This is a genomic window from Streptomyces sp. NBC_00328, assembly GCF_036139655.1.
GTDB lineage: Bacteria > Actinomycetota > Actinomycetes > Streptomycetales > Streptomycetaceae > Streptomyces.
In genome coordinates, this window is record NZ_CP108013.1 from 1,668,319 (window position 1) to 1,681,108 (window position 12,790).

The window sequence follows — 12,790 nt, forward strand, 5'->3', positions numbered from 1 at the left end:
GGCAGAGTCGGGGGGCGACGGGGGTGGGTTCCGCGGGGACGACGTCCACGGCCGAAGCGGTGGCCACGGGCGAAAGACGCAACGCTTCGGACGTCGCCGGCATGATCGTGCTCGCGGCCTGCGCCGCCTGGTCGCTGATCACGGCGGCGGCTCACGAGGGCCGGCCCGAGGGCATGCTCCTCGCGGTGCTCGCCGTGGCGGCCGGCTATGCCGCGGGACGGATCTCCGGAGCGCTCCTGCCGGTGGCGGCCCCCTGCGCCGCGGCGGCGGCCGGACTCGGCCTCGCGATCGCCACGCCCGGCCCGCAGATCAGCCTCCAGCTCGGCCACACCGGTGCCACGGCCGCGCTGCTCACCCTCTCCTGCGGCGCCGCGTGCTGCGCGGCCTGGGCCGCGCGCCCGCCCGCCCTGCGGCTCGCGCTGCGTCTGTCGGCCGCCGGGACCGCGGTGACGGCGGCACTCCTCGGTTCCACCACCGCGGTCGTCATGTGCACCGGGGTCCTGCTGTGTTCGCTCGCCACCGCCCGGGTACGCCGCCGGGCCCTCGGCCTGACGGGATTCGCGGCCGCCGCGGCCCTGGTGACCGGGGCGACCTGGGCGGTCGGCGAGGACGCGCTGCCGGCCGGGCTGACCGCCTCCCTGGAGGGCCAGCTCACCGAGCACCGCGTCCTGCTGTGGCACGACGCCCTGCGCATGGCCCGCGCCGACCCCGAGCTGGGGGTCGGACCCGGCCGCTACGGAGAGCTCAGCCCGACGGTGACCCAGTCCCTGCTGCCCGACGGCAAACCCCACTCCGCACCCCTCCAGCAGGCCGCCGAACAGGGTCTGACCGGAGTGGTCCTGCTCGCGGTGGCGTTCTGCTGGGTCCTGTACGCGCTTCTGCGCTCGCCGCGTACCACGCCGATCGCGCTGACGGCGGGCGCGGCCCTGACGGCGGTGGCCGCGATCGCGTCGATCGGCAACGCGCTGAGCTTCATGACGGTGACCGCGGGTGCGGGACTGCTGGCCGGGTTCGCGACCGCACGGCCGCTCACCCCGGAGGAGCCGGACACCGTCCCTGTCCCGGACCGGCGCCCCGGCGATCACCTCGCTATGTGAACGGCACCCCGGCAGTCACCTCGGTACGGGAGGGACGGCCTGGCCGCCGGGCCGTCAGCGCGCGACGCGGGTCGTGTCCGGGCGCAGACGGCCGCGGATGATCCGGACCGCCGCCTCGGCGTTGTCCACCGTGATCGTGAACGTGTGGCCGTCGCCCAGGCGCAGCACCACGCCCTCGCCCCGCCGGACGACGACGGCGGTTCCCTGTTCGGGCCGCCAGCGATACCCCCAGCCGCCCCACTGGCGCGGGTTGACCTGGGGCGCGAAGTCGGCACCGACGACCGTGGAGAGCGGGATGCGGCGCCGCGGCACTCCTATGTGGCCGCAGCGCACCTCCAGACAGTCCTCGTACACCTTCACGGCGACGTGTACGAACGCGAGCGTGCCGAAGAGGATGAGCAGTCCGGCGGCGATGCATCCGACGACGGACATGATCAGCGGTGCCGCTCCCGACGTCCAGCCGGACGTCACGGCCAGCTCGATCCCGAGCGCCAGACAGGCCACGCCGCCCAGGGCGGGCAGCCACTGGACGCGGTTCCTCGCACGCCCGGTCCAGATCGCCGGGTGCGGGGAGGTTTCGCCGTGGGGGTGGTCCCTCATGCCATTGAGACTACTCAGATTCCGCTGCGCGGGCACCGGGTCGCGGAGCGTCACTCCGCCGGGCGGGCGAGAATGCCACCGAGGGTGTCTCCGCGCTCCCCTGGCGTGCCCTGGAGCGGACGCGAGCCCCGTCGCTCAGCGTGCGGAGCTGACCGCCGACAGAATGCGGCCCTCCTCGTAGGTGAGCGCCGTGGCGGGCAGCGCGCCCTCGCGTCCGCTCAGAAGCACCGTGACCGTGGAGTCGGCGGGGGCTCCGGGGTCCGGAAGCTGGCCGATCCGGCGCAGCGCCTGGGCGGCGACCGCTTCGGCGGAACCGTGCAGGACTAGCGGCGGGCGCCCGGGACGCTGCACGGCGGCGCGGATGCGCTCGGCGACGAGCTCGTAGTGGGTGCATCCCAGGACGACGGTCGTGACGTCCTCGGGGGTGTGCGCGGCGGCGGCCTCGATCGCCGCGTCGATGGCCGACTGATCGGCGTACTCGACGGCGTCCGCGAGCCCGGGACAGGCCACCTCGGTGACCGCCACTCCGTCGGCGAACTCCTTGATCAGGCCCCGCTGGTACGGGCTGCCCGTGGTGGCCGGCGTGGCCCAGATGGCGACGGGTCCGCCGCCCGCGGCGGCCGGCTTGATGGCCGGGACGGTGCCGATGACGGGCACCTCCGGCTCGAGACGGGCGCGCAGGGCCGGCAGGGAACGTACGGAAGCGGTGTTGCAGGCGACGATCAGGGCGTCGGGCCGGTGCAGCGCGGCGGCCTCGGCGACCGCGAGGGCGAGCGCGGTGACGCCTTCCGGCGTGCGGGGTCCCCAGGGCATGCTGCCGGGGTCGGAGGAGAGGACGAGATCGGCGTCGGGCCGCAGTCGACGCACCGCGGCGGCAGCAGCGAGCAGTCCGATTCCGGAGTCCATGAGCGCGATCTTCACCCGGTCACCATAGACGATCCGTCTTTACGGGAGACCGTGGTGGGGCAGACTGCGGCGGGTGAGCGCCCTCGTGTGGATCGCCGTCGGATCACTGGCAGCGTGGCTGTGGCTCCTGCTCTGCCAGGGCTTCTTCTGGCGTACGGACGTACGACTGCCCGTCTGCCGTGAGCCGTCGGACTGGCCTGTCGTCTGCGTCGTGGTGCCGGCCCGGGACGAGGCCGCCGTCCTGCCCGAGAGCCTTCCCTCGCTCCTGGCCCAGGACTATCCGGGGCGGGCCGAGATCTTCCTCGTCGACGACGGCAGTTCGGACGGCACGGGCGAGCTGGCCCGCGAACTGGCGCGCCAGCACGGCGGGCTGCCGCTCACCGTCGGCTCGCCGGGAGAACCCCCGGCGGGCTGGACGGGCAAGCTCTGGGCCGTACGCCACGGCATCGGCCTCGCCCGCGCGCGGGAACCCGAATTCCTGCTGCTGACCGACGCGGACATCGCGCACGCCCCGGACAGCCTGCGGCTCCTGGTGGCGGCGGCCCGCACAGGTGGCTTCGACCTCGTCTCGCAGATGGCACGGCTGCGGGTGGGGAGCCTCTGGGAACGGCTCGTCGTGCCCGCCTTCGTCTACTTCTTCGCGCAGCTCTACCCGTTCCGCCGGATCGCCGTGAAGGGTTCACGGACGGCGGCCGCGGCGGGGGGATGCGTCCTGCTGCGCGCGGACACCGCCGAGCGGGCGCGGATCCCGGACGCGATCCGGGATGCCGTCATCGACGACGTGGCGCTCGCCCGTGCCGTCAAGCGGGGCGGCGGCCACATCTGGCTGGGGCTGGCCGAGCGGGTGGACAGCGTGCGTCCCTATCCGCGGCTGCGTGACCTGTGGCGCATGGTCTCGCGCAGCGCGTACGCGCAGCTGCGGCACAGTCCGCCGCTGCTCGCCGGGACGGTCGCCGGGCTCGCCGTGGTGTACCTGGCGCCGCCGGTCGCCCTCGTGGCGGGCCTGGCCGCGGGGAGCGCTTGGGCGGCGGCCGCCGGGGGGCTGGCCTGGCTGGTGATGACGGCGACCTATGTACCGATGCTCCGCTACTACCGGCAGTCCTTGGCGCTCGCTCCCCTGCTGCCCGTCACCGCGTTCCTCTATCTCCTGATGACGGTCGACTCCGCGGTGCAGCACTACAGGGGACGCGGCGCGGCCTGGAAGGGCCGCACCTACTCACGTCCCGGCGCCGCCCTCGACGAGAGCTGAGAGACGGAGCGTGCGGATGGTCGTTGCTTCCGTTTCGGTCTCCCGCCGGGCGGGAGGGACACCTCCCGCCCGGCGGACGCGTCATTTCCTGCCGGGCGTCCAGTTCATGCCCCAGCCGTAGACCTGGTCGACGGTGCGCTGCGGACTCACCCCGCGCGCGGGGATCAGGTACCGGGCCTCGCGCTGGACGACCAGGTCGGCGCCGTCGCCGGTGATGAGGGCGAGCGCGCAGACCGTGGAGGGCACCGTGCACTCGTCGAGCGAGAAGTCGATGGGCGCGCCGTTCTGCGGCTGCAGGGTGACCGTGGCATGCAGATCGGCGAAGGAACGCGCGCCTTCGTAGATGGTCACGAAGATGAGGATGCGCCGGAAACTCTGCTTGTGGTCGAGGTTGACGGTGAGGTTCTCTCCACTGGCCACGGCCCCGGTGCGGTCGTCCCCGTCGAGATGGATGAACGGCGGCTGGTGCAGTGCCCCGAAGGCGTTGCCGAGTGCCTGTACGACTCCCTTGCGGCCGTCGGACAGTTCGTACAACGCGCACAGGTCGAGGTCGAGGTCCGCGTGCATGGCGACGGCCCGGCCGCGTTTGCTGCCCCACCCCGAGAACTGCTTGCGCACTTCCCAGTTGAGGTTCACGCGCATGGAACCGGTCGTACCCCCCTGCTTGGAGAGCGAGACGGAGGGCGCCTCCTTGGTCAGCGTCACCTTGGAGAGACGGACGGGTGCCGGAGGGGCCGCGGGCGGCTGCGGGACTATGGGTGGCGGCATGGTGACCGGCGGTGGCACGGTGACCGGCGGCGCCACGGGGGGCGGGGGCCCCTGCACGAGGGTGGCGGGCCCCGGGGGCGCGGCGGCGGGCGGCGCCGCCCGCTGCGGCTCGTCCACGGTGATCCCGTAGTCGGTGGCCAGCCCTTCGAGGCCGCTTCCGTAGCCCTGGCCGACGGCGCGGAACTTCCAGGCGCCCTGGCGCCGGTAGAACTCGCCCAGGACGAAGGCGGTCTCCACGGTCGCGTCGGTGCTGTCGAAGCGGGCGATCTCGGTGCCCTGCCGTGCGTCGAGCACCCGGATGGACAGGCCGGGAACGCGCCCGAAGGAGCCGCCGTCCGCGGACGCGGCCAGGACCACGGTCTCGACGACGGGTTCCACGCGCGTGAGGTCGACGACCAGCGCGTCGGTCACCTGGCCGCCGTCGTTCCGCTTGCCCTCGTGGCGCACGGCGCCGGAGGAGTGCGCCGGCTGGTTGTAGAAGACGAAGTCTCCGTCCGAACGAACCTTTCCGGCCACCAGCAGAAGGGCGGACGCATCGACGTCGGGCACCCCCTGTCCTGAACGCCACCCCAATTCCACCCTGAGTGCGCTCGTCGGGACAGGAACATTAGATCCTTTAGGCATTGACATGTACGCCCCCATCACGTGTCTCCGCGCCGGTGCGAGTCCCGAACGGACCGCCGGCTCCGTTCCCGCCAAACCTAATCCCCAGGTCCACCCGCACCCATGACTTGCGCAGGAAGATCCTGGTCAACCGCCGGTAACCCGTCCGAAGCTCGGCCTTTACACGATCTCAACCATCTTTGACGTCCTTTTTTGCCAAGTTCGCTCGCATTGGGGATCCCGCGTCACCCCGCACACGGAAAACAACCCTCTTATCGGTCTCCCCAACCAGCACATCGTGGGCTTAACTTATGTGCCATGACCTCCCCCCGCTCCACCTATGGCGGCGGTTACTACTCCGCCTTCCAGGACACCCCGATCTACGACTCCCTCGTCGCCGAGCGGGGTACCCCTCAGATCGCCCCGATCCGGGTCCCTTCCGCCTACGACCCGGGCATGAGCAACAACCTCCCGGCACTGCCGTCCGCGCTCCCCGCGCTGCCGGCCGGCCCGTCCTCCTACGGGTACCAGCCCGCCCAGCAGCCCTCTCCGCTGCAGCAGGCTCCCGCGCCGTACATCCCGCAGCAGGTCGGCGCGCCTCGGGGCTATCCCAGCCCCCAGCCGCAGCAGCCCCGCCCGATGGCGGCCGGCACGGGCTTCGAGGCGATGCGCCCCGCGGCTCCCCGCCCCGCCCCCGCTCCCTACCAGGACCCGTACAACGGTCAGCAGTACCGCGGGTACTGACACCCTCGAACCGCATTGTCGGTACTCCCTGGCACCATGGCGGTCATGGGGAACGCGGTACTGCACTCGATTCACGTCCATCCGGTCAAAGCCTTCCGGAGCACAACGCTCCAGGAGGCCGAGGTCGAGCCCTGGGGGCTGGCCGGAGATCGACGCTGGATCCTGATCGACGACGGGGGAAAGGTCGTCACGCAACGCGAGCAGCCGCGTCTGGCGCTGGCCGCCGCCGAGATACTCTCCGGCGGCGGCCTGCGCCTGTCCGCCGAGAACCGCGAGCCCGTGACGGTTCCCGTGCCCGAACCCATCGGTACGACCACGGTGGAGATCTTCGGCGACAAGGTGGAAGCCGTCCTCGCCGACAGGGCCGCGCACGACTGGTGCAGCACGTACCTGGGCACCGGCGTGCGCCTCGCCCACATGGACGATCCGGCCTCCCGCCGGCCCGTCGACCCGGACTTCGCGCTGCCGGGCGAGACCGTCAGCTTCGCCGACGGCTATCCGCTGCTGGTCACCACGCTCGGATCGCTGGACGCGCTCAACTCCCTGATCGCGCGGGGCGACCGGGCCGAGGAGGGCCCGTTGCCGATGAGCCGTTTCCGGCCGAACGTCGTCGTCTCCGGAACCGAGGCCTGGGCCGAGGACGACTGGTCGAGGATCGCCATCGGCGAGGTCACCTTCCGGGTCACCAAGATGTGCGGCCGTTGCGTCGTCACCACGACCGACCAGGACACCGCCCGACGCGGCAAGGAGCCCCTGCGGACCCTCGCCCGGCACCGGCGCTTCGCCGGAAAGCTGGTGTTCGGGCAGAACCTGGTGCCCGAGACCCGCGGCTCGCTGCGGGTCGGCGACCCGGTCACGGTCCTCGCGTAGCCCGCCCGATGACATTCCGCCAGAGCCGGGCCACCGGGAACCCTACGGCCGGGCGGGATCGTTGAGTCCGCGTGAGATGTTCCTGAAGGGCCCTGGGGGAGGGTGATGTCGGCCTCTCTTCCGGGCATCGTGCGTGAACGGCTCCGCTGCTGGTAATGACGGAGGCGGAAGGGGGTGCGGGACGATGCGCGCGATCATCGGTCTCTGGCGCTGGCGGCGCAATCCGCTGCGCCGTACGACAGATCTCGTGGAGGCCTGGCTGGCCCTGGCCGCGCTCCTGCTCGTCCTGTTCGCGGCACCCCTGGCCGGAGCGGCCGTCGGCGTCTCTGTGCAGGAAACACTGCAGAAGGCCGTGCGGGACCAGCGCAAGGACCGGCACCATGTGGCGGCCGTCGTCGTCAGGAAACTGTCCCGGGGCCCGCTGGCGCCCGACCCCGAGACCCCGTCGGGGCGGGACGCGCGCAGCCGGGTCGTGGCCGACTGGACCGCGCCCGACGGCACCCCGCGCCGCGGCACCGTGATCGCCGACCTGAAGTCGCCGCTCCCGGGGGACCGGTTCTCGATCTGGACCGACCGGCACGGCCGAATAATGGGCCGTCCCCTGGACGCCGCCACCGCGACCGCGCACTCCGCTCTGGCCGGCTTCGGTGCGGCGGTGCTGTCGGCCGGACTCCTGGAGGGCGGCAGACGGTTGATCCTGTGGCACATGATCCGCCGGCGTCACGCCCGATGGGACCGGGCCTGGGCCAAGGCGGGTCCTGACTGGGGCAAGGCAGACACCGGCAGCTGACGGCCTTCCCGCTCCGGTCAACCGGGCACCCCCGCGCACGCTACGGTGGACCGGCCGAACCGATCGGCACCGTCGTGAGAGGCTGTCCGGCAGGGGCCGGGAATCCCGACCGACGGGGCATCAGCACGACCGCGCAGGACCCGCGTACGACGAGGTGGGGGCACAACAGCGCCATGGCACAGGGCACGGTCCAGGTGACGCACACCGGAACCTCGCGGTGGCGGCGCCGCACGGGTGAGTACGCATCGCTGGCCGCCGCCCTGGAAGCCGCGGCCGACGGTGATGTGCTGACCGTCGCTCCCGGCACGTACCGGGAGAACCTCGTGGTGGAGCGCGCGGTGACACTGCGCGGCCCCGAGGGTTCCCCCGGCTCCGTGCGCATCGCGCCGGTCGACGGCGTGGCCCTGACCGTACGCGCCTCGGCCGTCGTCCAGGACCTGCACGTCGAGGGCCAGGACTCGGCCTCGCCCGCGCTGCTCGTCGAGGACGGCACACCGGAACTGCTGGACATACGGGTCGTCACGCGCTCCGCGGCCGGGATCGAGGTCCGCGGGGGCGCCCGGCCCACGGTGCGCCGTTGCACCGTCGACAACCCGGCGGGCGTCGGCATCGCCGTACTGGACGGCGGCGGCGGGGTGTTCGAGGAGTGCGAGGTCGTGGCGGCCGGTCAGTCGGGGGTCGTCGTCCGCGGGGGCGCGCGTCCGCGCCTCGAGCGCTGCCGAGTGCACCACACTTCCGGTCCTGGGCTGTCGGCGACCGGCGAGAACTCCTCGCTGGAGGCGGTGGGTTGCGAGGTGTACGAGGTCAAGGGCTCCGGGGTGCAGATCACCGCCCGGGCCACGGCCCACCTCACCGACTGCGACGTGCACCGGACGACCGCGGACGGCGTCACCCTCGACACCGACGCCGTGCTCACGCTCGCCGACTGCCGCATCCACGACATCCCGGAGAACGCGGTCGATCTCCGCTCGCGCTCGGTGCTCACCCTGACCCGTACGAGCGTGCGGCAGTTCGGGCGCAACGGCCTGTCGGTCTGGGACCCGGGCACCCGCGTGGACGCCAACCAGTGCGAGATCTTCGACAGCACGGGCGACTATCCCGCGGTCTGGGTGAGCGACGGCGCGACCGCCATACTGGACTCGTGCCGGGTGCACGACGTGCCGGACGCGCTGTTCGTCCTCGACCGCGGTTCACGCGCGGACGTCGTGGACTGCGACATCTCCCAGGTACGCAACACCGCGGTGTCGGTGAGCGACGGAGCGACCGCGCAGCTCGACGACTGCCGCATCCGGGACGCCGCCACCGGAGCCTGGTTCCGCGACCACGGCAGCGGCGGCACGCTGTCCAGCTGCGTCATCGACAGCACACAGACCGGCGTGATCGTCACCAAGGGCGCCGATCCGGCCTTCGAGCGCTGCACGGTCACCTCCCCCGCCGAGGCGGGCTTCTATGTCTCGGCGGACGGCCGGGGCAGCTTCACGAACTGCCGGGTGGCGGACAGCGGGGGCTACGGCTTCCACGTCATCGACGGCTGCCGGTCGACCCTGCGCAAGTGCCGTACGGAGCGATGCGCGCGCGGGGGCTACGAATTCGCCGACGCGGGCTCGGCTCCCGGCTCGGGTCCCGTCGTCGAGGACTGCGCGAGTGACGAGAGCGCGTCGCTGCGCACCCCGGCGCACGAGGCGGCGGTCGAGACCTCGGCCTCGGCCGTGAGTCTGCTGGGGACGATCCCCGGTCAGCGCAGCACCGAGCGGGAACCGGTCGTCACCGGCGCGGAGACCGCCCAGCCGGCCCGTGGACCGAAGATCGTCCTCGGTGAACTCGACACGCTGGTAGGCCTGGAGAACGTCAAACGCGAGGTGCGGGCCCTCACCGACATGATCGAGGTGGGCCGCCGCCGGCAGCAGGCGGGTCTCAAGGCGGCGTCCGCGCGGCGCCATCTCGTCTTCACCGGCTCCCCCGGCACCGGCAAGACGACCGTCGCCCGGCTGTACGGCGAGATCCTGGCCTCGCTGGGTGTGCTGGAGAAGGGGCACCTGGTCGAGGTGTCCCGGGTGGACCTGGTCGGTGAGCACATCGGGTCGACCGCGATCCGCACCCAGGAGGCGTTCGACCGGGCGCGCGGCGGTGTGCTGTTCATCGACGAGGCGTACGCGCTGTCCCCGGAGGACTCGGGCCGCGACTTCGGGCGCGAGGCCATCGACACGCTGGTGAAGCTGATGGAGGACCACCGGGAGGCAGTGGTGGTGATCGTCGCCGGGTACACCGCGGAGATGGAGCGGTTTCTGTCGGTCAACCCCGGGGTGGCGTCCCGCTTCTCACGGACGATCACCTTCAACGACTACATCCCCACCGAATTGCTGCGAATCGTCGAGCAACAGGCCGAGGAGCACGAGTACCGGCTGGGTCCGGGCGCGCCCGAGGCGGTCCTGAAGTACTTCGCCTCCGTCCCGAGAGGGCCCGCTTTCGGCAACGGCCGCACGGCGCGACAGACGTTCGAGGCGATGGTGGAACGGCACGCGGGCCGGGTCGCCAAGCTGACCGAGCCGAGCACGGACGACCTGACCCTGCTCTACGCGGAGGACCTGCCGGAGCTGCCCTGAGCGTCCTCCCGGGGCCGCTGGTCCGGCACCTCGGGCAGCAGCCGCTCCAGCAGGAGTTCACGCTCGACGGCGAAGACCGGGTCCGCCTGGTAGTCGGAGTGGCCGAGAACCGGCGCGGGCAGCGGCTGCCGGTCGGTGCGCCCGTAGGCGAGCGGGTCCTTCAAGGGCTCGTGGTCGACTTCGGGACCGCAGTCGCCGGGCAGCCTGACGGGGCCGCCGATCGGGTCGGTGCGACGGTACAGATTGCGCCAGCAGGCGACTTCGCGGTGCAGCGACGCCAGCGCGGCGGGGCCGAAGTGGGCCGGGAACCAGCGTCCGTACAGGCGCTCCAGCGGTGAGCCGTAGGTGAGGAGCGCGACCTTCCCGCGCACCGAGGGCTTGAGCTGCCAGGCCGCGGCGGCCGCCAGCACACTGCCCTGGGAGTGTCCGGAGAGCACGAGCCGTCCGCCGGTCGCCCGGGTCCAGGTGGCCATCCGCCAGGTGAGGTCCGGCACCGCGCGCTCGGCGTAGCAGGGCGGTGCGAAGGGGTGGGCCGCGCGCGGCCAGAAGGTGCCGACGTCCCAGAGGATGCCGATGGTGCGGCGCGCGGCGGGGTCCTTGTAGGCGCGGCGGCCCCAGGTGACGAACAGGATGAAGCCGAGGCCGATCAGCCAGGAGCCCAGGGCCTGCGCGGTCTCGGCCGCGCCGTGAACGAACCCGTTCGCCCCGCGCGCCGCCTCGCTGGGAGCGTCACCGGTGGCGAGGGCTCCGGCCAGGGCACAGGCTCCGAGCAGCAGGGTCACGGACGACAGGACGCCGACGATGAGCGGCGCGCGGTCGGTGAGCGCGGCCATCGCGCGGGTGCTCGCGATACGACGGGTGCGGGCGGAGTCCTTGGGCTCGCCCGCGTACTCGCGGTCGACGGCGGTCATCTCCTGGCGGCGAAGCTGCCAGGTGCGGCGGGCGAGCCAGCCGGTGAGAGCGAGCAGGACGAGGAGCAGCGGCGGGATCACGGAGGCCTGCCAGGTCAGCAGGACGGGCGGGCCGGGGATCGAGTGACGGGTGCCGTCGAGCCAGTCGGCGACCCGCTGGGACACTCCTCCGGACATCACGCCGCCGAGCGCGCAGCCGAGCATGGCGACGGCGGGTCCCGCGAAGCCGCGCATCGCGGTGCGCGGGCCGGGGGTACCGTCCGCCGTCCCGGGCGCTTCGAGGACCTGCGGGGTGGTGCCGTACAGAATGCGGGCGACCACGCACAGTGCGATCACGAGCAGGCCCTGCACGAGGGTGAGGCCGCCGAACGTGGCGTCGCCCGGCAGACGCCCCGCCGAGTGCCAGTGGGGCCGCGACCAGCCGGCGTACACCAGCGCGAGGGCGAGGAGGGCGACCGCGCCGAGCGGCAGCCGGCGCACGAGTGCCAGGTCGCGTCCGTGGTCGATCCGGTTCTCGCTGCGGCCGCGACGGCAGACCACCCACAGCACAACAACCCCGCCCGCGACGAGCGTTGCGTTCAGGAGCACGCCCAGCGTTTCCAGTACGGCGGACCCGCCCGGCGCGCGGTCGTGACGGGCGGCCGGAGCGCCCACGGCGGCGGCGACGGTCAGGAATCCCGCGGCGGTGTGCGCGGCGCGCAGCCGGGCCACCAGGCGGCGCCCGTACCAGAAGCCGGGGCGGCCGAGTCCGGTGCCGTCGGTCTCCTCGTCGGTCTCGGCCGCGCGGGCCATCGGCTGCTGCGACTCGTAAGCGCTCCAGGTGCGGTGGGACAGGTACCACAGGAGCGTGGTGAGCGCCGCGGGCACCAGTCCGGCCAGGGCGAGGCGGCGGCCCGGCAGGCTCCACCAGCCGGCGTCGGGCCCGTCCGGGGAGAGGAATCCGAGCCAGGAGTGGTTGCGCACACACGCACGGGTGCCCGCGCACTGCCAGGCGGCCAGGTCGAGGGCGACCTCGCAGGCGGCGGCGACCAGCAGGACCGTGAGCGTGAGACCGGCGAGACGGACGAGCAGCCCGTACAGGCGCACCGTCCGCCCGTGACCGTGCGAGGCCGGACGCATCCAGTGCGCGAGGTTGACCACCATGAAGGGCAGGAGGAGGAGCCACAGGGCGCGGGCTCCGTTGCCGGACGTGAGGTTGCACCATACGTACGCCTCGCGCACCGGCCCGCCACGGTGGTCACCGGGGCGTTCCTCGGCGTCGGTGTCGTCGGCACGCCGGAAGACGGCCGCCGTCGCGTCGCCGGTGATCCGGACCGTCCGCGGATCGTTCAGCATCTCCTCCGGCGTGGTGCCGCCGACTCCGTGGACCAGGAGTTCCAGGGCGCTGCCTGCTGCTTCGGGCCGTGGTGCGGGGCTGCCGGGCTCCCCGTCGACGGCATGTTCCCGTGCACGTTCCACTGTTCCGCACTTCCCCGTGCCACGCGTGTCTCAGGTGTCATGTGCAGGCACAAGGGTCTCGCGCTCCGGGCCTCCTGCGCACCCGAAGGCACGGAATCTCCCCGATACGTGTGAATACGGTGGCACAGGAGGGGCACAGCGGGCGCACGGGCAGTGGCGCGACCGAGGGTGTCCCGTGCGAGGATGGGTCG

Annotated in this window: 10 protein-coding genes; 6 read left to right on the plus strand and 4 right to left on the minus strand. The window is 72.7% G+C overall.

Annotation, left to right across the window (positions count from 1 at the left end):
* Positions 1-101: 101 nt before the first annotated feature.
* Positions 102-1,097 (plus strand): O-antigen ligase family protein, encoded by a 996-nt coding sequence (locus tag OG485_RS07130; RefSeq protein ID WP_328674261.1) that lies wholly within the window; start codon positions 102-104, stop codon positions 1,095-1,097.
* Positions 1,098-1,151: 54 nt separating this feature from the next.
* On the opposite strand, the gene OG485_RS07135 is transcribed toward OG485_RS07130, so the two are convergent.
* Both OG485_RS07135 and OG485_RS07140 read right to left on the minus strand, forming a co-directional pair.
* Positions 1,152-1,697 (minus strand): hypothetical protein, encoded by a 546-nt coding sequence (locus tag OG485_RS07135; RefSeq protein WP_328665126.1) that lies wholly within the window; start codon positions 1,695-1,697, stop codon positions 1,152-1,154.
* A 135-nt stretch (positions 1,698-1,832) separates the two neighbouring features.
* On the minus strand, positions 1,833-2,618 hold the full coding sequence (locus OG485_RS07140; protein ID WP_328665127.1) for a glutamate racemase: 786 nt from the start codon (positions 2,616-2,618) through the stop codon (positions 1,833-1,835).
* Positions 2,619-2,676: 58 nt separating this feature from the next.
* On the opposite strand from OG485_RS07140, the gene OG485_RS07145 reads away from it, so the two are divergent.
* Positions 2,677-3,852, plus strand: a complete 1,176-nt coding sequence (locus OG485_RS07145; protein ID WP_328665128.1) for a glycosyltransferase — start codon at positions 2,677-2,679, stop codon at positions 3,850-3,852.
* An 81-nt stretch (positions 3,853-3,933) separates the two neighbouring features.
* Here OG485_RS07145 and OG485_RS07150 read toward each other — a convergent pair whose 3' ends face one another.
* Positions 3,934-5,250: a TerD family protein gene (locus OG485_RS07150; protein ID WP_328674262.1), complete on the minus strand. Its 1,317-nt coding sequence runs from the start codon at positions 5,248-5,250 to the stop codon at positions 3,934-3,936.
* Positions 5,251-5,541: 291 nt separating this feature from the next.
* Between OG485_RS07150 and OG485_RS07155 the strand changes: the two genes are divergently transcribed.
* The 4 genes from OG485_RS07155 to OG485_RS07170 all read left to right on the plus strand — a co-directional run bounded on the left by OG485_RS07155 (position 5,542) and on the right by OG485_RS07170 (position 10,230).
* Positions 5,542-5,967, plus strand: a complete 426-nt coding sequence (locus tag OG485_RS07155) for a DUF6643 family protein (RefSeq protein ID WP_328665129.1) — start codon at positions 5,542-5,544, stop codon at positions 5,965-5,967.
* A gap of 45 nt (positions 5,968-6,012) precedes the next feature.
* Complete coding sequence (locus OG485_RS07160) at positions 6,013-6,837, plus strand: MOSC domain-containing protein (RefSeq protein ID WP_328665130.1); 825 nt, start codon at positions 6,013-6,015, stop codon at positions 6,835-6,837.
* Between the two features lie 184 nt (positions 6,838-7,021).
* Complete coding sequence (locus OG485_RS07165; protein WP_328665131.1) at positions 7,022-7,627, plus strand: Rv1733c family protein; 606 nt, start codon at positions 7,022-7,024, stop codon at positions 7,625-7,627.
* A 173-nt stretch (positions 7,628-7,800) separates the two neighbouring features.
* Positions 7,801-10,230, plus strand: coding sequence for a right-handed parallel beta-helix repeat-containing protein (locus OG485_RS07170; protein ID WP_328665132.1), 2,430 nt, complete (start codon positions 7,801-7,803; stop codon positions 10,228-10,230).
* On the opposite strand, the gene OG485_RS07175 is transcribed toward OG485_RS07170, so the two are convergent.
* On the minus strand, positions 10,200-12,599 hold the full coding sequence (locus tag OG485_RS07175) for a hypothetical protein (RefSeq protein ID WP_328665133.1): 2,400 nt from the start codon (positions 12,597-12,599) through the stop codon (positions 10,200-10,202). The two genes, OG485_RS07170 and OG485_RS07175, sit on opposite strands and share 31 nt — an antisense overlap.
* Positions 12,600-12,790: the final 191 nt, after the last annotated feature.

Bases quoted from the DNA above. Each gene is read 5' to 3' on its own strand.
- OG485_RS07130 (WP_328674261.1), top strand. From the start codon at position 102: ATGATCGTGCTCGCGGCCTGCGCCGCCTGGTCGCTGATCACGGCGGCG.
- OG485_RS07135 (WP_328665126.1), bottom strand. From the start codon at position 1,697: ATGAGGGACCACCCCCACGGCGAAACCTCCCCGCACCCGGCGATCTGG.
- OG485_RS07150 (WP_328674262.1), bottom strand. From the start codon at position 5,250: ATGTCAATGCCTAAAGGATCTAATGTTCCTGTCCCGACGAGCGCACTC.
- OG485_RS07155 (WP_328665129.1), top strand. From the start codon at position 5,542: ATGACCTCCCCCCGCTCCACCTATGGCGGCGGTTACTACTCCGCCTTC.
- OG485_RS07160 (WP_328665130.1), top strand. From the start codon at position 6,013: ATGGGGAACGCGGTACTGCACTCGATTCACGTCCATCCGGTCAAAGCC.
- OG485_RS07165 (WP_328665131.1), top strand. From the start codon at position 7,022: ATGCGCGCGATCATCGGTCTCTGGCGCTGGCGGCGCAATCCGCTGCGC.
- OG485_RS07170 (WP_328665132.1), top strand. From the start codon at position 7,801: ATGGCACAGGGCACGGTCCAGGTGACGCACACCGGAACCTCGCGGTGG.